The sequence below is a fragment of the Chryseobacterium antibioticum genome (assembly GCF_012927325.1).
In the GTDB taxonomy this organism is placed as follows: Bacteria; Bacteroidota; Bacteroidia; order Flavobacteriales; family Weeksellaceae; genus Chryseobacterium; species Chryseobacterium antibioticum.
In genome coordinates this window covers 17,092-42,464 of sequence record NZ_JABBGI010000016.1, presented here as the reverse complement: position 1 = coordinate 42,464, position 25,373 = coordinate 17,092, and the positions used below count along the sequence as shown (strand labels likewise).

General features: G+C 35.3%; 22 protein-coding genes. 7 read left to right on the top strand and 15 right to left on the bottom strand.

The genetic code is table 11. The annotated features are described in order from the left end of the window. Nucleotides 1-16: 16 nt before the first annotated feature. The 8 genes from HHL23_RS13410 to HHL23_RS13375 all read right to left on the bottom strand — a co-directional run bounded on the left by HHL23_RS13410 (nucleotide 17) and on the right by HHL23_RS13375 (nucleotide 8,867). Nucleotides 17-559, bottom strand: coding sequence for a hypothetical protein (locus HHL23_RS13410; RefSeq protein WP_169235301.1), 543 nt, complete (start codon nucleotides 557-559; stop codon nucleotides 17-19). Between the two features lie 19 nt (nucleotides 560-578). Beyond that, nucleotides 579-839 carry a helix-turn-helix domain-containing protein gene (locus tag HHL23_RS13405; protein ID WP_169235300.1) on the bottom strand — a complete coding sequence of 87 codons (261 nt, stop codon included), beginning with the start codon at nucleotides 837-839 and terminating at the stop codon, nucleotides 579-581. Between the two features lie 656 nt (nucleotides 840-1,495). Further along, a complete protein-coding gene (locus HHL23_RS13400; RefSeq protein ID WP_169235299.1) occupies nucleotides 1,496-3,349 on the bottom strand; it encodes an endonuclease in 1,854 nt (617 codons plus the stop codon). A gap of 269 nt (nucleotides 3,350-3,618) precedes the next feature. Then, on the bottom strand, nucleotides 3,619-4,257 hold the full coding sequence (locus tag HHL23_RS13395) for a TetR/AcrR family transcriptional regulator (RefSeq protein ID WP_169235298.1): 639 nt from the start codon (nucleotides 4,255-4,257) through the stop codon (nucleotides 3,619-3,621). A gap of 438 nt (nucleotides 4,258-4,695) precedes the next feature. Next, nucleotides 4,696-5,925, bottom strand: coding sequence for a MutS-related protein (locus tag HHL23_RS13390; RefSeq protein WP_169235297.1), 1,230 nt, complete (start codon nucleotides 5,923-5,925; stop codon nucleotides 4,696-4,698). 97 nt (nucleotides 5,926-6,022) lie between these two features. Further along, entirely contained in the window at nucleotides 6,023-6,229 is a 207-nt protein-coding gene (locus tag HHL23_RS13385) for a hypothetical protein (protein WP_169235296.1), read from the bottom strand. Nucleotides 6,230-6,301: 72 nt separating this feature from the next. Then, entirely contained in the window at nucleotides 6,302-7,150 is an 849-nt protein-coding gene (locus HHL23_RS13380) for an RteC domain-containing protein (RefSeq protein ID WP_169235295.1), read from the bottom strand. Nucleotides 7,151-7,196: 46 nt separating this feature from the next. Next, nucleotides 7,197-8,867, bottom strand: a complete 1,671-nt coding sequence (locus HHL23_RS13375; RefSeq protein ID WP_169235294.1) for a helix-turn-helix domain-containing protein — start codon at nucleotides 8,865-8,867, stop codon at nucleotides 7,197-7,199. Between the two features lie 318 nt (nucleotides 8,868-9,185). Here HHL23_RS13375 and HHL23_RS13370 point away from each other — a divergent pair, with 318 nt between their 5' ends. Genes HHL23_RS13370 through HHL23_RS13345 form a run of 6 tightly spaced genes read left to right on the top strand, consistent with a single transcriptional unit; the run spans nucleotide 9,186 to nucleotide 11,797 of the window. Then, nucleotides 9,186-9,419, top strand: a complete 234-nt coding sequence (locus HHL23_RS13370) for a hypothetical protein (protein ID WP_169235293.1) — start codon at nucleotides 9,186-9,188, stop codon at nucleotides 9,417-9,419. A 16-nt stretch (nucleotides 9,420-9,435) separates the two neighbouring features. Beyond that, nucleotides 9,436-9,606, top strand: a complete 171-nt coding sequence (locus tag HHL23_RS13365) for a hypothetical protein (protein ID WP_169235292.1) — start codon at nucleotides 9,436-9,438, stop codon at nucleotides 9,604-9,606. Nucleotides 9,607-9,629: 23 nt separating this feature from the next. Next, nucleotides 9,630-11,141: a MauE/DoxX family redox-associated membrane protein gene (locus HHL23_RS13360; RefSeq protein ID WP_169235291.1), complete on the top strand. Its 1,512-nt coding sequence runs from the start codon at nucleotides 9,630-9,632 to the stop codon at nucleotides 11,139-11,141. Nucleotides 11,142-11,163: 22 nt separating this feature from the next. Further along, nucleotides 11,164-11,430, top strand: a complete 267-nt coding sequence (locus tag HHL23_RS13355; RefSeq protein WP_169235290.1) for a hypothetical protein — start codon at nucleotides 11,164-11,166, stop codon at nucleotides 11,428-11,430. Between the two features lie 9 nt (nucleotides 11,431-11,439). Beyond that, complete coding sequence (locus HHL23_RS13350; protein WP_169235289.1) at nucleotides 11,440-11,598, top strand: hypothetical protein; 159 nt, start codon at nucleotides 11,440-11,442, stop codon at nucleotides 11,596-11,598. A gap of 16 nt (nucleotides 11,599-11,614) precedes the next feature. After that, nucleotides 11,615-11,797 (top strand): lmo0937 family membrane protein, encoded by a 183-nt coding sequence (locus HHL23_RS13345; RefSeq protein ID WP_169235288.1) that lies wholly within the window; start codon nucleotides 11,615-11,617, stop codon nucleotides 11,795-11,797. Nucleotides 11,798-11,805: 8 nt separating this feature from the next. Here HHL23_RS13345 and HHL23_RS13340 read toward each other — a convergent pair whose 3' ends face one another. The 3 genes from HHL23_RS13340 to HHL23_RS13330 are packed head-to-tail and all read right to left on the bottom strand — an operon-like array spanning nucleotide 11,806 to nucleotide 18,777. After that, a complete protein-coding gene (locus HHL23_RS13340; protein WP_169235287.1) occupies nucleotides 11,806-14,352 on the bottom strand; it encodes an alpha/beta hydrolase family protein in 2,547 nt (848 codons plus the stop codon). Next, nucleotides 14,342-15,745, bottom strand: a complete 1,404-nt coding sequence (locus HHL23_RS13335; protein WP_169235286.1) for a RagB/SusD family nutrient uptake outer membrane protein — start codon at nucleotides 15,743-15,745, stop codon at nucleotides 14,342-14,344. Before HHL23_RS13335 ends, HHL23_RS13340 begins: the two co-directional genes overlap by 11 nt. A gap of 17 nt (nucleotides 15,746-15,762) precedes the next feature. After that, complete coding sequence (locus HHL23_RS13330; protein ID WP_169235285.1) at nucleotides 15,763-18,777, bottom strand: SusC/RagA family TonB-linked outer membrane protein; 3,015 nt, start codon at nucleotides 18,775-18,777, stop codon at nucleotides 15,763-15,765. Between the two features lie 670 nt (nucleotides 18,778-19,447). Between HHL23_RS13330 and HHL23_RS13325 the strand changes: the two genes are divergently transcribed. Continuing rightward, complete coding sequence (locus HHL23_RS13325) at nucleotides 19,448-19,744, top strand: helix-turn-helix domain-containing protein (RefSeq protein ID WP_169235284.1); 297 nt, start codon at nucleotides 19,448-19,450, stop codon at nucleotides 19,742-19,744. An 88-nt stretch (nucleotides 19,745-19,832) separates the two neighbouring features. Here HHL23_RS13325 and HHL23_RS13320 read toward each other — a convergent pair whose 3' ends face one another. Genes HHL23_RS13320 through HHL23_RS13305 form a run of 4 tightly spaced genes read right to left on the bottom strand, consistent with a single transcriptional unit; the run spans nucleotide 19,833 to nucleotide 25,289 of the window. Next, entirely contained in the window at nucleotides 19,833-20,684 is an 852-nt protein-coding gene (locus tag HHL23_RS13320; RefSeq protein WP_228464751.1) for a thiopeptide-type bacteriocin biosynthesis protein, read from the bottom strand. Next, nucleotides 20,684-22,891 carry a lantibiotic dehydratase family protein gene (locus HHL23_RS13315; RefSeq protein ID WP_169235283.1) on the bottom strand — a complete coding sequence of 736 codons (2,208 nt, stop codon included), beginning with the start codon at nucleotides 22,889-22,891 and terminating at the stop codon, nucleotides 20,684-20,686. The genes HHL23_RS13320 and HHL23_RS13315 overlap by 1 nt, the downstream gene beginning before the upstream one ends. Then, complete coding sequence (locus HHL23_RS13310) at nucleotides 22,891-25,083, bottom strand: prolyl oligopeptidase family serine peptidase (protein WP_169235282.1); 2,193 nt, start codon at nucleotides 25,081-25,083, stop codon at nucleotides 22,891-22,893. The genes HHL23_RS13315 and HHL23_RS13310 overlap by 1 nt, the downstream gene beginning before the upstream one ends. 14 nt (nucleotides 25,084-25,097) lie before the next feature. After that, the gene (locus tag HHL23_RS13305; RefSeq protein WP_169235281.1) at nucleotides 25,098-25,289 is read right to left on the bottom strand and encodes a hypothetical protein; all 192 of its coding nucleotides are present in this window, start codon (nucleotides 25,287-25,289) and stop codon (nucleotides 25,098-25,100) included. Between the last annotated feature and the right edge of the window lie 84 nt (nucleotides 25,290-25,373).

The window sequence follows — 25,373 nt, the reverse complement described above, 5'->3', positions numbered from 1 at the left end:
GTGAAAAACTTAAATTCTAGCTACTGATTTTTCTTTCCTTAGAAATCCAGTTCCTTGCAGCAGCCTGCCAGCTGTTCATTAATTTCCCGTCACTTAATTTCCAACTCTGGGAATCGTAGAATGAATAAAACGTATATGCTAGTGCAGAGGGCAAGGCACGTTCATTAAAATATAATTCTACTTCATAAAATTCAGGTGTAGAAAAATGACTTTCTTTTTGTACGGATAATTTTTGCTCCCGAAATGCTTTATTTATGGAAGTTTCAGACTCCTCAAAATCAATAATCTCAACAAGGCTTCCTTTATAAGAGTCGTAACTGGGGGAATAAATAATAAATCCTGCCAAATGCAACTCTTTAATACACCTGTGATAGGTTCCTAAAGATCTTACCTTACCCAATTCCATGACCTCTGCACGGCAAATACGAAAGGGGCTTTGAAACCTGTTCATGCTCCAACACTGGAAAAGCGCAACATATATACTGATATGGGAAGGATACAACCGTTTATCTTTAATGACATGTTCAAAAAAATTGATGATATCTTTAGTTTGGTTCATGATTTCATATTTTCTGTGATTATTTGGAATCCGTCAATAGTTTCTCAATGTCTTTGTAATTGTAATACAAGATCCCCCCTATCTTCGTATAAGACAGGGTTTCGTTGATTCTTAAATTCTGTAAAGTTCCCGAAGAAACATTCAGCAGTTTTTTGACCTCGGAAGTACGAAGCCATAATTTTTGTTCTGTATTCCTTACCTGAAGCAGGTCTTTAATATCTTCCAGTAATTCACTCTTAAATTGCTGAAGGTCTTCTTTGGTGATAATTGATATTGCCATAATTTTACAATTGTTTTATTTGGCAAATTTTGCTCATCACACACAATATTTTTCGGTAGCTTTTCGGTACTACCGAACGATTCTTCTAAAAGGTTTATGGATAAAGAGTTTTGAAATTAAGGGATTCCTCCAGTAATGATCAGTTTTGTGGAAATAGAGAAAATAACTTCTATTCATTATTGTCAAGAAATAGTTTATTTAGATTACTGTTCAATAATTGTAGAAATTTGGTTCTCTAGGCTTTTAGATTTATGATTCCTTCAATAACCTGATACAATATTCTATTGTGCTTTTTGCATATTCATAATTCTATACATTTGAAATTAGGAACTATTCTTAATCTATAATCATCATTTATATGTTTTAAAAAATTGCATTCAATTTTTAACCGGGAACAGATTTCCGGTTTTTTTATATCCCATTGTTATTTCATAAGTTCTCATATATTTGGATGGAAAAATAAATTTATTTCTAATTTTAAAATTCCCAGGCAATCCATTAAATACGGATTGCTTTTGCTTTTCTTCTACACATTAATTCTTACTTCTATTAAAAAAGCCTACAACTTCGCTTCTTCATTAATTAAATTAATAGAGCGCAAACAAAGAAACCACCTCAAAATTGAGATGGTTTCAAAAAATATATTATAAAAACGTCTATTTAATAATCACTTTATAGGTAACTCCATCGAGCAGTACAAAATAAACTCCCTTGTAGGTATTTTCCAGTACAATTACATTGGTATGTTTGAAAGGATTTATCATTTTTTTAACGATACGTCCCATATTATCATAAACAACGGCATTATTAACAGCTGATAATTGGCTTCCAATAAACTTAATTTCATTATTACTGATCGGATTTTCAGCTACTCTAATATCTTTTTTAGGAAGATCCGAAACATTAACCATCAGAGTAGGCATTGGATTGATAATTCCTAAATTACTACAGTCATCTTTGGCAATTATATCCCATTCACTGCTAACATAATTAATATTTCCCAACGTTGTATTTCTTCTTAACGTTTTGTCTAAAGCGAAGTTAGCAGTATTATTAAAAACACCGATGATATCTACGAGCTCAGACCCTTTAAATAAGCCTATAGGATCATTACCATTAAAGTTCAATACTGATGAAGTGGTAGATAAATTAGTGCTGCTTGGTGTACAGGGAGCTGCAATGTTACTGTTTACAATTACATATACCGAATTATTATTCAATATACCCGATAAAGGCAGTCCCGTAGTCCAGGCTCCCGCTCCGTTTGTCTGTAATTTTAAGGTATAATCGACCAAATTAACACCTGCTCCTGTCGTATTGGCAATTTCAAGCGCTTTATTGAAACTCGAACCTTCAACATATTCTGAGAAGTGCAGTACATTTGGATTTCCCGGGGTAACGTCAAATGTTGTGAAAGTGAATACACCGGATTCTACAGATTTGTTTCTGAAGGCATCTTCAGCTATTATTTTTACATTATAGGTGGTATTCGGGGTCAATCCTGCAAAATAGTAGTTGTTAAGAGTTGTCACTCCATGTTTTACTCCATTGAGATAAACTGTATAGCCTACAACTCCGACATTATCGGTTGAAGCCGTCCATTCAATATTTGCCGAATGGGTGGCTATATTTGTCGTATGGATATTAATAACCTGGCTCGGTGCTTCTGTGTCTACAGTAAGAGTAGAGGTCCAGATTTGATTAATGAAGTCGGGATGATCTATGAAAGGGTTTCTGTTTCCCTGATAGGTATATGATGCATTATTTCTATTAATTTCTCTCTGGGAAACCGGGTCCTTGCTATTCCAATATAAAAGCATATTAAGATACCATTCTTTGAACCCTCTGTCCGTTGAGCCGTCTAACGGGCTTGCTGCGGTAGAATTGAAACCCGGCAGCTGGTTTTCATATCTTGTTACAAAGTATAACAGCATTCTGGCAATATCTCCTTTAAATTCGTCTAATGGCTCAAATACTTTATCTGAATAACCCGGAAATGTATTATCCCCTCTTTTTGATCCATTTAATGAAATTTTTAAAGGATCAAAAACTTCACCATAAGGTAGATCAGAATGCATAGTGTTTACCCATCCGTCTGTCGGTACAATGAAATGAATATCATTTTTCATCGGGCTCGCGGAATAGAAAAAACTTTGAGGCAGTAAGTGTTCTCTGTTATAACAATCCCCTTCTACCTGAAAACCTCCGGAACCGCATTGACCTGTACTGTATTGAAATGTATAAGGATCTGTTCCACTAGGGTTTTCAGAATAAAAATCCAGGATCGTATTGTCATTTTCATAGGTATCATCCCTGTCTGTGGTACCGTATGCAGTCCACAGTAGGTTATATCCTTTGTCGAGATGACCTCCGGTAATAATCTGGCTCAGTTTTGTTTTTAATGGGTATCCTGTTAATCCTGCCGTTCCGTCATAATATCCAAGAGGAATCTGTGCAAAAGCTTCTATGCAGGAAAAGCATAAGAAAGCAAATAATAGCTTTTTTATCATATGTGAATTTTCGTCAAAGATAATACATTTTAGAATTCAGTTAGGGATTAATGCATGTCAATTAAATCCAACTCAATAAGGATAAAACCTATCAACACTACCTTTCTCTTCAATTTTTATACGTTTATGAACACCTATTCTGAACAAGTATTGTTTTATTTCTGAAACCTGACAAAGACAATAATTTAGTAAATATAATCGTCAGCGAGAATAAATTTCTTACAAAAAATATTTTCCTGCTAGAAAATCAATTTCGTTAAAAAAATACCTTAAGAATATGCCCATTCAATAATCTGCTTAAGTGCTTTTTTAACTTTCTGCTGATCACTTTTCTTCTTAACATCAATCCCATGAAAGGCCGATTCACTTGTGTGGGCATGTACGGTAAGATAATTAATACCACCAATCAAAATAGCCTCTATAGCCTTGATGTTTTTGTTTTTATCTTTGGAATGTTTATCTTCAATTTTGTCGAATAACTGATTTCTAGCTTTCTCACGCTTTTGTGCAAGTTCTTGTAATGATTGTACGTTTTTACCATTTATTTCCCATGCTGTAACTCCACGCATTTCTCCGCTTTTTAGAAGACTATCAAATTGTTTCTCCAGCAGTTGATACCTTATATCTTTTCCTAAATTCAGTTTGTATGTTTTTGTAATGTTATCAAGCTCTTCCTCACTAACATCCCAAAAATCCCTGGTGTTAAAATATTCCTGTATCAGCTCATCTACTCCTCCGAAATATTCATAAATCAACTTTTTGTCCCGCTTTGCATATCTGGCAATATTTACACTTGTAATCTGCGAAAACCCTTCTTTTTCTATAATTACACCAATGGAATTGATCAGTTCCTTTTTTGTAAGTGCCTTATTTCTAATAGGACCTTCGGTAATTTTTCTTGTCATCATGTTTTATTTATGTCCACATGAGATGCAATTTTTATACCCTCCTAATTCTCATTCACAATAATTCGTGATGTTTTCTCCCAAATATGGAAACAATGATTTGAAAAAATAGAATTACTTGAAGAAAAACAATAAGTTCTATTAGGACAAACAAAAAGCCAGGAATAAACTCCTGGCAAAAAATTATCAAAATTTGAAAAAAATAGGAATGATATATGAATGGAAAAATATTTATATCCAAATATATAGAATTATTACTGACAGAAAAAGCATAATAGAACATTGCTGTATAACAGTAACTAAATACAAGTAAACACTAAATAATATCCATATAAATTTTAATTATGATGGATGTTTAAGCAACAAAATATAACTTCAACTTTTAAAATCAAGAATAATACTTGTTAATTATTCCCATTTTTATTAATTTAATGGATATGTTTATGTATTTAAAAGTTCATTCAAGCCATATTGATCGAATAGCAGCTTTCCTATTTCAAGTCTGGACCAGCCTTCTTTTAGCTTATAAGTAAATGACAGCTCATTATTTTCTAAAAAACATTCTAAATTCAGCAGCAAAACATTTTTATTTTCTGTTAAATGATTTTCGATAAGATTTAGATGCGTGGAAAAAATAAACAGAGAGCTTTTAAATTTAGATAGGCCATTCACTGTATTGACGGTAATTTGCGCGGCATCATTGATGTTGGTACCGTTGAATATTTCATCAAATACAACGAAACAGTTTTTAGATTTTAGTTCTAATAAAACGCTCTTTACATTCATAATTTCCTGAGCAAAATGACTGTAACCTTCTTTAAGATTATCATTAACAGAAAAATACAGGAAAATACTATCATAAAAAGGGATATTACAGTATTCAGCCGGAACGGCAATTCCCAAATGAGCAAGCAGAACAATGATACTGATCGATTTCATTGTGGTAGATTTTCCCGACATATTAGCTCCAGTGAAAACAATTGTATTTTTATTCTTTACCTCTAAAGTATTTTTAACAGCATTTTTCAGGTCTAAATGGTAGAAATTTTCAATCGTAAAAGTATTTTCAGCATTAAATTGAGGAAATACCAAATTGTTCAGTTTAATTCCTTTCGCAATGCTGGAATACACATCGAACATGTAGAAGAAATTCCAGAATAAATCAAAATTTCCCGCCTCAATTTCGGGGGTAATTTTGACAAGAATATTTTTTCTTTGTTTGAAATCAAGCTCTTTATTATAAAATTCATTGATGGATAATGAGTTGATGAAGGTAATCATCTTATCAATTTCATTAAAATATTCTAAACAAGTCTCTTTCTTTTGGAAATTTTTTAACAGCAATCCAAAATGATAAAAAAAATCGATCAACAGCGAAATATTAGTATTTATCTCTTTAAAATATTCGCGATACGTAAAACTTGTGAAGTAATTATATTGGCTGACATCAATTTCATCCAAAAACCTTTGAATTACAGAAACTTTGTTTTCTCTAATCTTATAATAATCAATAATCTGAAAATTCTCTAAGAATAATTTCAGTTTTTTCTGGACATAAAGTGTCTGATTTTCATTAAAGGATTTTTGGTTAAAAAATGCTATTAAATATTGCTTGGATTTTCTTGTTTGAGTGAAATTAAAATGGGTTACTATTTCAGAAATGTTTTCCATGATTCATGTATGTTGATATTTTCATTTGTAAAACTATTTATTTAAATCTAAAAAAAATCTTAAATTATCTGGTAAATTCTATAAATTCACCACAATTTCACCAACCTATTTTCCTTTCCAACTCCTTATATGTTTTTGCCATTTCATTATAATATAAGGTTTCCTCTATCGTTAGATTAGCAGGCTCAATATCGACAAGGAATATAATATCGCTATTATATAAATAAAACTTTTCCGGAAGAATTCGAAGCTGTAACCAGCCACAGCTTTCATCAGGACATTTAGCTATCTTTTCTATAATCATTAAATGAGCAGCTTACTAGTTTGGGTAAAGAAGTTTAAGGATCTATCCTGCTTTATAAAAAAGACATTCTATTTATGCATCACTCTCAAGAAACAGCTGGTTTAAATTATCATTCAATAATTGCAGAAATTTTGTTCTTCCATTTTTTCGGCTTTTAATCTCTCCCAGCGTTTTATAAGAATTGCCTAAATCAAGTTCAAATAACTTTTCTGTAGCTTTAATTACTTCACTGAATTCAATATTTCCTCCGTTAAAGCATCGTGTCTGATGAAGCGCATACAGCAGTTCTACGAGTGAAACCTTTGATGCCGACCAGACCAGTGGGAATTTGGAAGAATTATTCCCTGTAGAAAGCTGGCCGATTGTACTAATTATGTTTAATATATATACTTCCAAATCTTCATTAGCCATGATCTGTGCAATTTTAAGGTCATGGGAGCTGGTGAAGTTTTCATCAAAGTTATACAGATCGGATGAGAGTTCCATTTTAAGGTCATAGGACCTGCGGACAAAATATTTATGATCAAGATAAGTAGCATTCCGGCGGTAATAGATATAAAAATCCCTGTTTTCCGAATAATAGTTTTTTAGTTTTGAAAGCTCATTCTCATAATATTTCCTGAGCTCTTTCTGCCCTGCATTTGGTCTTGATGTTTCTATACTCAGTATTTTTGAGTAGTAAATAAACTTTGAAATAAATAATGGTTTTAGGTTTTTAAAGAAATATGCTTCCTCTGCAACACTTTCAAAAACCACCTCAGTCATTGAAATCTTGATCTCACGAATGGTTTCATCAATTTTAATAAGTGATTTTTCGGCTGTTTCAACAATAGATAACTGCTCTTTTGAAATGATGTCAAGTTCCCGGTTTAAGCTTATCCCCAGTTTTTCGATTTTTCTAAAAAATGTTTTTGTAATCATATCTTTTTTTAGAAAATTTACAAAAATCCCATTAATCAACTGAATTTCAATCACTCCCAACCTCTTCCTTCCTTTTTCGAATAAAATCTTTGGGTCTGATTCCGTTAATCTCAAAAAACAGATCTGAAAAACTCTGGCGGGTAGAAATACCGCATTCATCCGCTAGTGCGTCAATAGTATAGTTAAGGTATTTCTGGTTCGAATATAAGAGCTCTGTAATATAGTTGATCCGCAGCTCTCCGATATAACGGTTAAAATTCATTCCCTTAGTTTCATTAATAAATGTCGAAATATAGTAGGTGTTGGTTTTTAGCATTGAGGCTAATTTGTTCTGTGTCAAACCTTTTTGGGTGAACTCGTGATTCTTTTCAAATGAACTTAATTTCTCAAAGAGTTCATGACTAATTTCAGGGGTAAGAATCATTTTCTTAGGCTCAATACTAAGAATAACACTTTCTGTCTGAGCCTTGTTTACCCAATCTGCAGAATCAAATTTATCTTGCAGTGCTTTGTATTTGATCCGAATATTCCGCTCTTTACGGTAATGCAGAATAAAAAGAAGCAAAAAAATAAAAGCCAAAATGCAAAATATAATCGTTAATACCATCCTGTTAAAATTAGTCTGCTCCAGGTATTCTTTTTCATCCAGCAAGGACTGCCGGTCATATTCTTTATGTATTTTAGAAGACAAATACGTAAAATCTTTAGAAATTAAACTGTCTGCTTTTAATAATTGCTTCGTATAATACAGTTCTTTATCAATATTCTTTTTTTTCTTGTAATAATCGATAAGAAATTCATAATTGCTTCTTATTCGAGGTACTACAAAATGATGCTTATTAAAGATCGAATCTACTTTCTGAAAGCTTTTGATCGCTTTTTCCTGATTATTTTTCATTTGGCTTCTTCCAAGGTAGAAATAAATAATAGAAACCCATTCAAAATCTCCAACCCTAATTATGGCCGGCAGTGATTGGTTCAGGTATAAAATAGCACCATCATAATTATCATGATAAAAGTTTAAGATCCCCTTGGACTTTAAAAAATAGCTTTTTTCCAACAAAAAGTCATTACTTTCATTAGCTTTTGAAAGACCGATGTTAACAATACTGTCTGATCTGCTGTACTGTTCATCATTTTTATAACATACGCTAATCTGATGCAGACTGTTCAGATATCCTCTTTTGTTATTATATATTTCATTAGGGTGAAGCGGATCCTTAGTTTTTTGTTCAAAAAAAGCAATGCAGTCATTAAAATGCTCTATCGCCTCCTTATAGTATCCTAAATAATTTTTCACAACTCCCAGATGATATAGTATCTTATGTTTGAGATATTCGTCCTTTGTATTTTTTGAATACTGATATGCTTTTACATATTCATCTAATGCCGGTTTAAATTTTATAAAATTGAAATAATAAATAATTCCTTTGCCTAAATAAGCAATACTGATCAGATCATTATCCCCGGAACGCAAAGCAGCATATATAGTACTGTCAGCATAAACCAGTTTCTTTTGTTCTGAAGGGGTAAAAAGCACCGCATCCCTGTATCCCTGTACAAGCTTAGCGAAATTGGCCTCATTCTTAGCTTTTCTAATATACTGATTAACATAGGGAAGAGCTCGGATATCATTCTTCTCTAAGTCTTCATAATGCTTTCTTATATCCGCATAATCCGGTTTTTCATATGCCAGTAAGCAGGTGAATGTGAACAAAATTAAAAAAACAAAGGAAATGTTCCTGAGGATTGTCATAATTATCTCTTTAAAAAATCGAATCCTATCAAAATTAAACAAATTATGTTAAAAATTATTGATTAAAAATCAGTAATTCACTAAAACAAGATAAAAAATTCTGAATCCCCATCAATAAACATTTATCTCATGATAATATATGTCAAAATTTAAAAATTTTGACGTCGGGATTTTTAAATCACACCCACAAACTTTTTTTTCAGGCTTTTTTGCCCCATACCTTTGACTCAGGAATTCCAATAAAAACTCGGCCGGGATAAATTTAAAAATCTAATTATCATGAAAAAGTTTATCTCAATAACAACAATTTTATTATGCCTTCTCTGTATTTATTCTTGCAGAGAATCAGAAGACGCAGTGATCTATCCTGATATTCCAAGTTTGAATAAAAAGCAGAAAACAGAAAGCACTGCATTTAAAAATAAAGATTCTTTAAAAGTACCGGATAATGAAAAAGATCCACCCATAAAAGACGGACAGGACTGGAAACTGGAACCTGATACCATAAAATAATTAAAAAAACTACGCTATGAATCTCTGTACAAAACCCATCATCCGGACCACCGGGTTACACTGCCCTATCAGCGGAATTTGGGAAAGTATAGGAAGTTTCAGAACAACATGCCCCATCGCCAAAGGCAGCAAAATGCCAGACTATTGCGGCAAAAAAGTACAATGGAAACTTGTTCAGATAGGATAAATCATTACATACAAACTATCATTATGAAAAAAACAGCCCACATCATAACCATGCTCATCGCTTATTTTTTTGTGCTGCTATTCTGTTATGCAGGGATGAGTAAAGCCTTGGACTTTGAAAATTTCCAGATACAGATTGCGCAGTCTCCCCTGCTCACTGCTTTTGCAGGATTTACCTCATACAGTGTCATTATTGTGGAACTCATCATCGTTTTCTTATTGCTGATTCCAAGACTTAGGCTCATTGGGTTATATGCTTCACTGGGCTTAATGACAGCCTTTACGATCTATATTTATCTTATTTTGAATTACAGTGATTTTGTTCCGTGTTCCTGTGGAGGTGTTTTGGAGAAAATGGATTGGAACGAACATTTATTATTCAATATCGCATGTGTAGTTTTAGCACTTAGTGCCATCGTAATAAACAGAAATAAGCAGTATTCCCTATACAAGGTCTATTTTAAAATCATTACAACCATTGTAATAAGCGGACTTACCGTTATTTTCCTGTTTATAAATTCTGAAAATAATATTAAAAAAGAGAACGGTTTTACCAGACGTTTCTTGCCCCACCCCATCATCGAGGACAAAGTACTGGAACTGGATAATGAGCATTATTATTTTGCAGGAAATAATGATGAACAAATATTTCTTGGAAACAAATCTACTCCACTAATCCTGACATCTGTTGGACATACTTTTACCGTATTAAAATCAATGCGCATATATCCTGATCAGACCGATTTCACTTATACCAATTTACAATTTAAGGTCGCAGGATTTAATTATTATCTCTATGATGGCAGTGTTCCCATTATATACAAAGGAAAAACAACAGATTCTCTTGCCCGTACAGTCAGTCATAATGATATATACTTCAATCAGCTTGCCGTTGTTGATTCTGCTCATTTTGCAGTAAGGATCCGCAGCAGTGAAACGAGCGAATATGAATTGGGAATGCTTAGCATCAATGAACAGCCTAAATTCAGATTGTTAGCTACCCTATTGGAAAAACAGATTGACGGAGTTTTTGATGCTGATGGTCAGCTGCTTACTAATGCAAAAAGCAAAAACATCCTTTATATGTATGCCTACAGAAATCAATTTCTGATTATGAATAATCAACTACAATTAAAACGCAGGCTCAAAACCATTGATACCATTTCAAAAGCGCAGATTCAGCCGGTAAAACTCTCAGATGGAAATAGGAAGTTAAGGTCTCCTCCCTTAAAAGTCAACTCTGGTTTAACAGCCAATGGAACACTCCTATTTAACCAATCTCATTTAATGGGAAAGCATGAACCCAGGGAACGCTGGAGAAACGCAACGGTAATTGACATCTACCGTACAGATAAACAAGAATATATGGGAAGCTTTTATATCGATCATATCGATCGCCAACCCGTTTCTCAAATAATGGTTACCGATCAATACCTATATGCTATTATCGGCAGAAGATTAATCCGCTATCAATACAGAACATCAAACGTAAAATATTTTACAACAGGGGAAGCTGAAAACCTGATCCAAGAGTAAGCATTACCAAATTTCAATTTTTATGAAAACATTTCTTATTCCTGTAGCCCTGGTAATTATGGGCACAGGTGGTGCATTAGCATCGAACATCGAAAGCAGCTCATCCAAAGTCATTACTATTGGATACAGAGTCGGCAATTTTGGGGAACCTACGTGTGTCCCGGTTAAAAACTGTGAAACCGTTAACACTGGTGTACTTTGTACGTATACTGATGCAACGGGTATGCACAATTTAAAAAGAATGGGTGGGTCCCAGTGTTTCGGAGAGTTATATGAAATTCTACCTTAACCACAACCCATGAGAAATGAGAAGGATGCTGCAGAGCATCCTTCTTTACTTCATCTCATCTATTATATACTTGTATGTGGCTGGGAAAGCGATAACTACGGTCTGGAATGGATTACCCAGACAGCAAAAATGAGAAAAGGTATCAATAAAGCTTCACCAATAGACTAACCACAAAAATATTATTATGAGATACTTATTTAGGCTTGTTGCAGTGATCTTAATCATTGTATGGCTATTAGGAATAATGCTGGGAATCATCCCCGGTATGGACACCGGAAGTTTAATCCATACTCTTCTGGTCATCGCTATTATTGTTATTGTAATTAATTTATTTACAAGGCGAAAGCCTCTCAACAAAACCACTTAAAAAGGATACTAATCAGCATCCTTTGTCATTTGTTTGTTAATCCATGGGATCTGTTTTTTCCCTTTTAGAAAGTAATCCCACCAATCCTGTATCTTTAAGGCCAAGTCCTTTTCAGCCTCTGAGCCAGTCGTAAAAACATGGGCTTCTCCCGGGTAAAAAAGAGCCACCACATCTTTTTTATTTCTTTTGAGCCCAATATAAAATTCCATCGTCTGATCCCATACAATCCTCTTATCTTCCATTCCGGTCCACAGGAGTATGGGAACGCTCACTTTGTGAACGTTTTCAATGGGGTTATTCTCAACATAAAGCTTTTTGTTCTCTGCAAAAGAGGAATGCATATTATACTGTCCTTCCTCAAACTGCCAGTAAAAAGGGGTAGATGATGTATAATTATAGGAGAAATACATTCTTGTCAGATCAGCTGCTCCAGCTCCCGAAATATAGGTTTTAAAACGATGGGAACGGGTTGCAATAAAATTGGTGCGGTATCCTCCAAAAGAATGACCTATCAGTCCCACATTACTCAGATCAACATTCGGATGATCTTTTAACGCATTCAATGAGCTCTCCACACAATCTAGCGCTGACCATCCCACTCCTAAAGAACCATTTACGATATCCGGCAGATACACAAAATAACCTTCCTCAAGTAGTTTTTTAATATCAAATCCCACGGGAAAATTATTCAAAGGTGATAAATACTGGTTAGGATTTCTGCTCTGGACTTCATAAATATGCACCACCATTGGATATTTCTTATCCTCAGTATAGCCTATGGGATAATACAAAAGTCCCTTTAAAGGCTGGTCATCCGTATTTTTAAAACTAACGATATCTCTTCTGATCAGAGCTGATGTTTTATCCTGGGTATTGCTTTGAAATATTACCCTTTCATTTTCTTTCCCGGTCTCTTTGTATACAATGCGCGGAGGATAATGAAGACTTTCTTCCACATAGACTGCATCATCTAAAGAGTGACCTGTCTTGTACCATGTGATATTGGAGCTGGAAGAAGTCATTATCTTTTCAAGTCTTCCCTTATCCCATTTAAAGAATGTCTTTTCAATACTTCCTTTTTTAGTTACCGAAAGCAATACCGGAAGATTGACATCCAGTATACTTTTACGAAAATTATAACCGGTCTCAGGATATAAATCATTTTCTTTCTTTGTCAGGATCTTTACTTCATTGCTATGATCAATATTCAATGCTGTAAACCGGCCTGTTTTAATATTATACTTCCAAAGGTCGCTACTGCTTTCAAAAAAGATCGTTTGACCATCAGGACTGAAAGATGCCTTTTTTAAATCCTCCTTCATTAACGGTAACGTATCAAAAGTCTTCCTATTAACCAGCACCCAGCGTTCATCTGTATTTTTATAAAGAAAATACCCTCCACCATTCGCCACTGAAATTTCAGCCTGCATGATTCCCAAATCTTTATAGCTGTCATTTTTAAGATCATAGATATAGGCATGAATCAAAGGAAACAAGGTGGTGTAGTTTTGCAGTTCACCCCGATTAAACATCAAAAAATAATTAGGACTATCCAGGCTTACCACCGTTGAAAAACGATCAGACGGAACTTTCTTTATGGTATTGCCATCTTTTTCCCACATCCAATACCTGAGCACTGAGGTTCCCTCCTCTTTAGCTTCCAAATTTCCGTCATTGCCATACCAGATATCAACCGTTCCCTTTTCTGCGGGAATATGCTTTATTCCGGTAATCATGATCCCTCTCCCGTTTTGGATCTCCGTAAAACGCAGATACTCACTTTGAGGAATCTCTCCAATATCCGGAAACACAGTCTTTCCTGTCCGGACATCAACAAAAACAACCTTCTGGGACCGGGCGTCCCGATCTGACCTGCTTTTCATTTCCCCTTTAACAATCAGCAAGTTGCCTGACGGCATTTCCTCTATACTACGGATAATACCCGGTGTGGTATACACGACACTAAGCTTATTACCTGAATATTTTATCAGCTGAGTCTCCCTACCTGATTTTTTCACGATGTACAATACAGATTCTGAACTGCCCACTATGAAATACTGCACCCGATCTACTCTCTCCAACAACGCAGACTTCGCATTGTAGATATGAAGAACACTGTCACTAGTCTGCAGAAAGTATTTCTGCCCTTTCTCCATAATCCCGCTCTGTTTTATATTTCCTGTATCATTATTATCTGCAAGAGCCATCAGTTCTTTCTTAGTTCCGGTCAGTAGATTCCACATGATGGCTTTTCCCTGTCCCAATGCTAACAGCTGGCTGCCTTTAACAAAGGAATACTGATACTTTTTGCTCAGCGTGCCTACCAGTGATTTCACTGCTGATCTACCTGTGGCCAGTACCACCGCAGTATCATAGTTATGCCTGTAGACCTTCGTTGCCACAATCCACTTCCCATCATCAGACACCTGATTGACGGCTATATTATAGTACTTAGAGGCTTTATCCTGAAGCGAATCTTTCCTCGCAGTCCCATAGCATACCATGCCCAGAAAAATCAAAAGAAGAATCAGCAGTCTGTTTATATTAATAGCCATTATTCTGAGGTTTAAGATTGGGATTAAGCAGAAGATCCTTCTGAGGAACGGGCCATAAGTTGTGAAAAGCTTTCCAGTTCGGTTTTACGGCCTGTAAATCTCCAAGCCTGCCATTTCTTTTTAAGTCCAAAAAGCGGTGTCCCATTTCTGTAAAAAACTCCCTGCGGTTTTCAAGCAGGATTTCACCAAGCAGCGTTTCTTTTGAAACCGATGCTAAAGGGCTCAGTCCTGCTCTCTGCCGGATGGGATTGACATACCCTAGCCCTTCTGTCATTCTATTTTGCTGAACCAGTGTTTCAGCCAGCAGCAAATACACTTCTTCCAGCCGAAACACCACAGAATATTCCGTATTGTTATTCATTGTATTTCTATATTTACCTGCCCGATACCAGGTCTTCCCGTTTACTGTTACAGGAACCATCCAGCTTTGTTTTCTCAGGTCGTCTGAACTGAATGCCCCTATCAGGTTTTCAGAAAGTGCATAATTCGTAGGAGCTGCCGCTGAGAAGTAATACAGCATCGCTTCTTTGGTCGGATCACCGGGACCCGCAGATTTTAACTGCCACAGAATATGCCCTGAATTTTTTTGAAATACTTGGGCCAGATCATTCTGAAAAATATAAAGCGGACTTGCTGTAATTGTTTTCAGCATTCCTTCCGCCTGGTTCCATTTCTGCTCCAGCATATATACTTTGGCCAGCATCAGTTCTGCCACTTTCCGGTTAGGAAATATCCTTTCCACATCCCTGTATCCATCGGGCAGAAGCTGAATACAGCGGGACAAGTCTGTCTCGAGCCGTGTTAAGACTTCTCCGGCTTCCACTCTTGACAGAGACTGATTAACCGTATAATCCGTGCTTACAGGATAAGCAGATGCTCCAAAGATCTGCTGCAGATAAAACAGCAGGATGCTTCTTATCAGAAGTGCTTCCCCTTCTATCCTGTTCTTATCCTCAGCAGACAGCGATGATGCTCTGACACCTTCTATAATGGCATTGGCTGCATAGATATGCTGATAGGCCGTAGACCATATGGAATAGACGGTCGAATTGGTGTCGGTCTGCTGGTTATGATAAAGAGCCAGTACCCCATTGGTATCCGTCAAAGCATAAGAGTCCAGATCATCGGTATACACGCCGAGGAAAGGCCCCAATGCCTCCCCTGAAAGCGGTGAATTATCCCTCAGTCCGGCATAGAGTCCTGCCAGTGCAGCATTAGCAGTCTGAACGTCCACAAAGACCTTATCTTTCCCGATCTGGTTGGAAGGCGTTTCCACTTCCAGCATTTTCTCACACGAGAAAAGGCATAAACAAAATACACTCACCAGCAAGCCGTATATACTGTAGGCTGCCCCTTTATTATAGTGAGATATAAAGATTTTAAAATTTTTCATTGTTATTTTTTTAGCATTTAAAGTGAAATCAGTACGCCTAATGAATAGGTTTTAAGAGGAGGCAGATAGCCTATATTTCTAAACTCAGGATCCGGCCCGAAATACCTGGTAAAGGTCAGCAGGTTCTGCCCCTGAAAATAGACCTTCGCATTTTTAAGCACTCCTTTCACGGGAATCTGATATCCCAGTTCCAGATTCTTAAGGCGTACAAAAGAAGCATCAGACACCGCTGCCGTACTGTTCATAAAAAAGACATGGAGCTGATTCTTTGTCCCGTTGGTTCCCGAGGAATACGGCATGTAGGTACCATCAGGATGGTCTGTGGACCATACATCAAGCACCTCCTTAGGCTGGTTATTCATGCTGCCCGGTATGGGCATGATATTCTGGTAGTTCCAATTCTTCTGCTTGACAAACTGGAATAAAAATGAGAGATTCCAATTCCCAAGCCTCAGCGTGTTATTCCAACCTCCAAAATACCGCACCCCTATATTTTCTACCGCTTTCCTGTCATCAGGAGCCGAGATCTTCCCGTCCCCGTTAAAATCTTTAAACCGGTACAGTCCTGTTGAAGGATCAATTCCTTCGTACTGATACACCTTAACCATGGTAATAGGCTGCCCTATCATATAGGTATTGGCATAGGTTGAGCCTTCCAGTCCCGGAAAGGAGACGAGCCTGTTTTCAGGAAAGCTGATATTAAAACCTGTTTCCCACTGAAAACCACTACCGGAAAAAGGTTTTGCGGAAAGTTCCAGCTCCCATCCTGAGTTTTCGACCGTGGCATTTAAGTTGGCCAAAACACTTGAAAACCCGGTTACAGAAGGAAGCTGATAGCCTACCAGCTGGCTTGAGGAGCGGTTGCGGTACCACGCTGTCGTCAGATTAATCCGGTTCCTTACCAACCCCAGCTCTAAGGCAGCTTCCAGTTTTGTGGTCTTCTCCCAGCTGTAATTCGGATTATACAGCCTTGAAGGATTCAGACCTGCTGTATTATTGTAAAGGGATTCTGAGATATCATAGGTATCAAGATATCCATAATCCCCGATATTGTCACTTCCTGTACTTCCATAGCTCGTGCGCAGTTTCCCAAAGCTCAGCCATTTCTTATCCTTCAGGAAGGCTTCCTGAGAGAATATCCACGCTGCCCCTACCGCTCCGAAATTCGCAAACTTATTATTAGGACCAAAACGGCTGCTTCCGTCTCTTCTTCCTGTGAGGTTAATAATATATCTTCCGGCATACTGATAATTAATCCTTCCAAAAAAAGCGGCATAGCGGTATTGTGTCTTTATCTGATCGGTGATGATCTTGTATCTGGCGGCCCCTATATTCTCTATAAAAGCATTGCTCTCAAACCCAAATCCCTGCATGGAGCCCTGTCTGTTGACCTCACTCTGAAAAGTCGTTCCCACCAGTACATCAAAAGCATGGCGTCCTGTTTTCCTCTGCCAGTTGAGTTGCGGCTCCAGAATATAGGAAAAGCGGTCCTGACTGCTTTTATAAGACTGGGAGTTTGCACTGGACTGCCCCTGATAGGAAGCTGGATTATACATCGTATTGGGTTTTAAGGACCTTTCGTCAAAAGACTGGTAATTGATCCCGCCGCTAAGTTTCAAAAACCAATGTTCCAGCAGTTCATACTGCATATTCATTTGGGTTAAAAACTGCTTGCTTTCATACGAATAGGAACTGTTATAAAGCCCTGCCGGATTATTAAAGGTATTGTTCTCCCAGTTTAGGCTGCCATCCTCAAGGTACAATGCCGGAGCATCAGGTGGCAAAAGCAGGGACTGCCGGGTGATATCCTCACTGAGCAGATTATTTTTCTGAAGCGAGAACCTGTTGGAGACAGTCAGCTGAAAACGTTTATCTTCAGAACTATGGCTGATACTGCTTGAAATATGATCCGTCGTATATTTAAAGTTTTTTGAAAATACGGTAGACTGCTCACTATGTCCATAGCCCACCAGAAAACTGGTTCTGTCATTTCCTCCGCTTAGGGAAATATGAGTATTAAAAGCATCTGCCGTATTCCCGATAAGAGCCTTTTTCCAGTCCGTATTCCTTGTCTGATCCCATATTCCATTGATATCATACGCATTGGGCGGATATACAGAAACTCCATCATTTACGTACGCCTGTTTCCGCATTCTGATATAATCTGCTGTACCTAGCATTTTAAGGTTACTGATTACAGAGCTCACAGAATACGAAGTGCCGATATTTAGGTCCAACTTTCCTGACTTACCTGATTTGCCTTTTTTTGTGGTAATGAGAACTACCCCATTGGCTCCTCTCGATCCGTAAATCGACGTGGCATCAGCGTCTTTAAGAATCTCAATACTCTCAACATCGGAGGGATTAATACTGTTAAGCGGATTAATACTGCTGGCAGGAAGGATGGACCCTGAAAACTGAGAGGCCATTTCTCCTCCCACCGGAACTCCATCCACTACATAAAGCGGGCTATTGGCCAGTGAACGAAGGCTGTTCTTACCTCTTATCTGGATATCATACCCACCACCCGGCATTCCCGAGTTCTGAACAATATTCACCCCCGCTACCCTTCCCTGAGCCGCAGAGAGCACATTACCCACAGGCTGATTTTCAATATCCTTAGCCGAAACCTTCGCAATACTTCCCGTCCTCTCCTTATCCTTTACTTTATAGTATCCTGCATTCAGGACCACTTCCCCTACATTCGTCGTTGTCGTTTTCTCAGCTGGAGACAAAGAAATATTAAAGACATTCCCATTTCTAACGAAAACCCTCCGCTCCCCGTAATCATGATGTTGGAATATAAGTACAGGATCTTCTCCTGAAACCCGCACTACATATTTACCGGAAGCACTGGTCAACGCTACTGCATCACTCCCTTGTTGAAATACGGATACTCCCTTAACAGGCAGATTATTCTCTGTGACCGTGCCCGAAATTTCGCGCACCTGTCCTATTGCTGTACAAGACACCAGCAATGTGAAGCCAAAAGCCAACTGAATATGACCTAGGCTGCAAAAGTTTTTTTTCATACTTTTGAAAAGTTTAATTTAATTAAGCACTTAGGCTCTTTCCTGCACAGCGTAGATTCGAATAAACTCTGGTGCGGAAAGGGCTTTTCTCTTTCTTTTTCTATGGTTACTATACTTTACACTTTCTGTTTCTTAAAAATCGATTGTTTTACTTAGTTTTTAATCTCTGATTGATGAAGGCTTGGGAGGAAGTCTAAGCACACGGCATCACCTCCTGCCCTAAGCCCATCAATTGAAATATGAATGAAATTTGTGTTCCCGTGAAAGCTGTAAAGCCGCAATGGATTTTTTGCCCCATTGTATCGTGTCATATGATACTCTATGTTGTAAAGCGGGCTTAGAAAAATAATTGTAGAAGGCAGAACTGCATTGGAAATAAAACGGCATGGAACTCTACAATATCCGCTTTTGAGGCACTGGTATACCTTACGTACAGATAAGAGAGCCCACGCCTAGGTCGTGAGCTTCCTGCTTATCGTCTCGTACGTTAAAAATTACCAGTTTTCAAAAGCGAGATTCTAAGCAATAGCTTCTAATATTCTTTGAAGTATCGCAAAATTACATTTTCTGTAACTTATTTTACAAATATAAGAATTTTTTTTTAAATCATTCGCTTTAGCGAACAGTATTTTTTAACATAATCTTTTCTTTTGATACAAGTTATTAAATAATGAAAAATAAAGACGATTTGAATAAAAAAAATGCTCTTGTAAATAAACACTTATGCAACTTTATTGAGTTTAAATTTTTACGTGAATTTCATGATCAAGAAGGTAATGTTATTTCTCAAAATAAATATGCTAAACTTTGTGGAATTAGCGCCTCAACAATAACTAAATTAAAAGAACCTCAAGGTTATGATGTTCCCATGTCTATAATTTATAGTATATGTAGGCACGAACGATATACATTAGAAGGATTTTTCAAAAAGTTTGAACAAGCAAAAGGAATCAATATTCCCGATTAACCTGACGAGAGTTGGGGAGCCACAGTTTTTTTTTATAAAGAATTTAGTGACACTATTTCCAACATAACCAATACGATTCTACACAAAGTTACAAAGCAGTGTAAAATTTCATTTTATAATACCTTAACAAATAATCATATACTATCATCTCGAATAATCTCTGATTAGATACAAAAAGCCTATTAATATTCATGTGAAATATGCTTCGAAAGAAATCTTGTAAAGACACTTCTAAAGATTTGCTTTTATTGTGGTGGAAAATATTTTGTATTACTGAACTACTTTCTTCAATATTAGAAATGATTGTATTTCTCTCTTCCAAAAATTCTTCTGATGTAAGAAAGTCTAAAAGTTTTGGTTTAAACTCCCGATATTTTTTATCCAGTTGAGAGTTGAGTTTTTTATCTGCGTTAAATTCCTGCTTAAAGGCAGCATTGAAATCTTTGATCCATTCTAGCTTTTCCTGAATTGAAAGGTTGAGTCTATTTAGAATTTCATTAATGTAAAATAGGGAAACAATGATTTTTTCTTCATCATCATAACGCAGACATTGTAAAGTAAATTCACTGTTTTTATCAAATAGAGTTTCAGCTTCTTCAATGATGTTTCCCCCGTAACGTTCAAGCTCCCTGTTGTAAGTATCAATTACAATATTTGAAATTTCTCCGCTGCCTATATATTCTTGCAGAGTCTCATTGGTTTTGTCAAGGATTCTGCTATAATCATTGGTATTGTTTAATTTAAATCTTACTCTTAAATGTGCCTTCGGGTCATTATAGCGGATAAAAAACCATTTCGAAATATAATTATTCTCTTGAAAATATTTTATTAACGGGACAATAGCTTCTTCCAAAAAAATATCAGCAGTCTTTACTCCTGTATAGATTTTTAGGCACAGCCATTCACTCCCTATAATAAATTTTCTTTTTTCTATCATCATTAATTTTTTTTATCCTTATACATCGGAAAAATGAATTCACGTTTAAAGTTGTCATTTTCATTGTATAAAAACTCTTCTATTAAAATTACCTTTTCTTTACTGACAATTTGAATGAATAATTTTAACATTTCATAATTTTCCAAATTTAAGGTTAAAGTATTATCATTTCTTACCCATTGTACCCATGCAGGAATTTTTCTTTTTAGCCTCCATTCATTTGACTGTTTTAGCAATCCTAATTTATTGTTGATCATTTCTTTTAATGGTCTCAAGTCTTTTTCACTAATTCTCCAGCAAGCTCTCGAAATAATAATATTCTTATATTCTATCCTTGGCAAAAAAATATATAAATGTCTCATATCTCCCCAATCAAACTGTAATTTTGGGTGAATGTTTTGTGAATGTAAATCACACAAAAAGTGATAGACAGGAAGGGAATTTGCAGAGTACTTATGTGAATTACTTAAATAAGGCTTTATTTCTTTGTTTAATTTTTTGGATCGCAAAACAATCTTGTTTTCTCTTACAGAAATATAGAGATCGTCTACAGATATTTGATTTTCTTTTGGTAAAATAGATTGTGCCAAATATGGAATTTCATGACTTCTTAAGCTTGGTCTCCTTATAATATTTCCAATTCTAGCTTCGGGCAGATGAAGGATTTCTGCTAAAATATAATTAGAATTTAATTCAGATTCTTTTTCGGCTATACTTTTTACTACTTTCCGTATGTCAGATTTTTCAGAGGAAAATCTAGCTAATAAATTTGCCGCACTGCCTCCTCTATATCCTTGTAATACAAGTTTTTCTTGATTATTTTCAGAAATAATTTCCGCTACAATAGAAAGAGTATCTGGTATATCTTCCCAATTTTCTGCATAATCAGTGGAATCTTCATCGGTTAACTGAATAATTGTAGTATCTTCAAACTGTATTTCTTGCAGTTTTTGATTCAGCAGAATTTGTAACGAGGTCAGTCTAATATTAAGTTCTTGTTTTCCTTTAGATACAGGTATTGTAAAACCAGCTAGATATGGATGTACTCCTTTTGCAATAATATCCTGTCTATAGCCAATTCCTATTTCTGTATCCAAAGCATAAAGTAATGGAATTTCTTCTTGGTCAAATCTTTCAAGAAATGCTTTTTTAAACCTTTCAAGATAAGTTTCTTTACTAATAAGTGTAATTTTATTTAAGAAACTTATTCCCGTCTTCAACTCATTTTTCCAACGTAGAGGAAGCTCTATTTTATTTTGATAATATAAGTCGGTTTGAAAAAGAAATTTACCCTCGTATTTTATTTGAAAAGACTTAATGAGATTTTCTATTTCGCGGTAAAGTTGCGTGTCATTTGAAATATTTCCATCCAGCTCTTCAAGTTTTTTTCGTATAGTAATCAAAGTATTATACTCTTTTGTTATTTCTTTATTTTTTAGAAAAGAAATAAGTATAGATAAAAAATCTACCCCAGAAACATGAGGTTCTAACTCACTAATTAATAATTGATTTTCTATAAGTTCTTCTACAAATTCTTTTGCTTCGCCTTTTGTAATATCTTCATTCACTAGAATATCCGCAATTTGAGAAATAGTTTTACCTTGCTGGGAAAAGTGCAGTATTCGCTCTAATTCTTTAGAAAGTAATGCAGTAGATGTTATATATTCTCTTTTGCCGTTAACATATTCATACTCTATATACCGTAGTTTATTTCTTACTTTATAAATGCTAGTACTAGGAAAAAATAATAACTTTTCTCTTATTTCAGATATTGTAGTAAAATATTGGGATAATAAAACAAGAAAATGCATATCCAGTGTGGTATGCCGAATCATTTTGATGGCAATATCTTTCCTTTCGGATAAAATAGAAATATCACTATTAAATATTCCTAAACCAACTCCGGCAAACAGTCCAAATGGGGTACAACGGGAGCTGATACGGCTAAAATATTTTAGAAGAGTATTTTTTAATCTATATTGATCCTTTTCTGAATATTCTTTTTCTCTAATAAACCACTTTCTTAATTCATTATATAGATCTGGTGAAGCAAGATAAACCGCTTCTTGAAAAAAAACATTAGAGTAAATTTCCCTGAGTTCAATATCCGAAATGTCATCCTTACTCAAGCGATGTATAAATGTTTTATAAGAAAATAATGGTGTTCGGACTACGAACTCTTCAAAAAAATTATAAGGAAAACGAGACATTATCTTTTTTCTTTAGGTTGATAGCTAGGATGCCCCAACTGCCAAAATGCAAAAGCAAAGATCTCGCTTAAACTAGTGTATCTTTTTAGTACCGTGACATCTCCTCCATGACCACCTTCATAATCAATATCTAATAAAATAGGTTTATCAGATGTACTACTCGCCAGCGCTTTTGCTGAAAATTTAGATGATTGCCAAGGTGAAACTCTTGGATCATTAATTCCTGCACAAATTAACATAGCTGGGTACTGAACTCCTTTTTTAATATGTTGATAAGCATCCATCTCGAGTAAACCTTTAAACTCAATTGAATCATTGGGATCTCCATATTCTTTAATACTAGTTCCACCATTACCGCTTTTTTCTACTCTGAGTGGGTTTAAAACTCCAGATTCTACAATTGCAGCTCCAAATAAATCAGGTTTTTCTGTAATTGCTCGACCAACTAATATTCCACCAGCACTTGCTCCCCATACAGCAATTTTTTTAGTCGAAGTATATTTTTTATTTATTAAATATTCTGCGCAAGCAATTAAATCTTTCCATGAATTTGGCTTTTTTAACTTCTTTCCATCAACATGCCATTGCTCTCCCTTTTCTCCACCTCCACGTACATGAGGTACTGCTATAATACCTCCTTGGCTTGCCCATGACAAATAGCTAATGGCAAAAAATGGATAATAAGATTCTCCAAAGGCCCCATAGCACTGCATAAGTACTGGTGCTGAACCATCTCTTTTAAGATTCTTACTATAAATTAATGATAAAGGAACTTCTGTACCATCATGTGATTTTACAGTTATTTCTTCAACTATAACGTCTTTGAATTCAGGATATTCAAGAATAGGAGCAAGGTTTTCCTGAGTAAAAGTATTTGTACTTAAATCATATCTGTATCTCTGTTCTGCGTTCGCCCAACCAGAGCATTTTACCCATATATCAGAAAAATCTGTTCCTTTTGATGATAAGTCAATATTTCCAGAAACAAATGGAAGTTTTATTGGAATTTCTTTATAATCTTTTAGTACATATAATTTTGACTCCACTCCATTTTTAGTTGTATTATAATAAATCCCATCTTTAGTAATGGAATAGCCTTTAATTACTTCGTCCTTCTTTTCAGGGACTAATACCTCTGGATTATTGAAGTTTGGATTTGTGAGATCGGTCTTACATAATTTATAATTGGAGGAATTTAATCCTGACAAAAAATAAATTTCATTACCAACTATTCTTAAAAAAAATACTTTACTATCCTTATTATATAGAGGTTTCCAGTTTTTTTTACCAGATAGAAGATCTTTTTTATCAATAATGAATGTTTTTCTAAAATCCTCGGCATCAACTAATATACCAATATAATACTTATCATTGGGATCATATGTTAATATGGAAGGATACTCATCCTTTGTAATTTTTAAATTTGTGTTATTAAGACTCGAAAAAATAACATTTCGTTTATTTGGATCTTCTCCAATTTTGTGTAATACTGTTTGAGTGTTTTTTGCAAATAATGGAGATTTAACATTCACATCAGGGTAGTACACATAGAAAAAGCCGGAATTATCTCCTAGCCATTTAATACCACCAATTGTAGATGGATTCAATTGTGTAATAATTTCTGGATGAACCATCTTGCTTTTAATTTCCATAATTATCACCTCAGAAATTTCTTTTCCTTTTTCGGATAAAGAAATTGCCAATCTACTACCGTCCCAACTAGGGCTTATCACATTAATTACAAATTCATGGTGGTTTGAAGCTTTCTCTGCATTTGTAGAAACAAAATTAGATGGATCATATAGCAATTCTTCTTTACCTGCAAATCCTTCTCTATAATACACTCTCGCCGTCTTTTCCCCAGCATTTCTTTTTAAATAAAAATATTTATCATTACTGGTAATTTTTAAATCAGATACAGAATATCCTTGTTTTTTATCCAATTCAGTCCTTAGATTTAAATAATTATCCCAATTGGGAATTTTCCTAAGGGTAGAATTGGTATAATCTGTCTGAAATTTCATCCATTGATTAGTTGAAGAATTATTTAGATCCTCGAGATTTCTATAATCGTCGATAATAGTAATTCCGAAACGTTTTTCTGTAACTGGGACCGAAGACGCCAAATTTATTTTCTGTGCCTGAAGGAAAATTGATAAAAAAGTAGTAATGATAAATATTTTATTTTTCATAAATCTTACAAAAATTATTGAGTAGGAGGCTTAATACCATGGTCAACAGGCGAACTGGCATCTTCTGGGAACATACAGTCACCAGAACCAAACTGAGCTTGAGACGGTCCTCCCCCTTGAATATTACCCATGTTAGTAATTTTGCTAAGCTGTAATTTTATCAAAGATAACTTTTTTCCACTTTGATTTTGTTTTCGTTTTTTCATTTGTATAGTTATTTTAAACTTAAGATTAGTAGCAAATAAAATGCTATTTTTCTTCTTATACACATAAATCATCTATAGATTCTT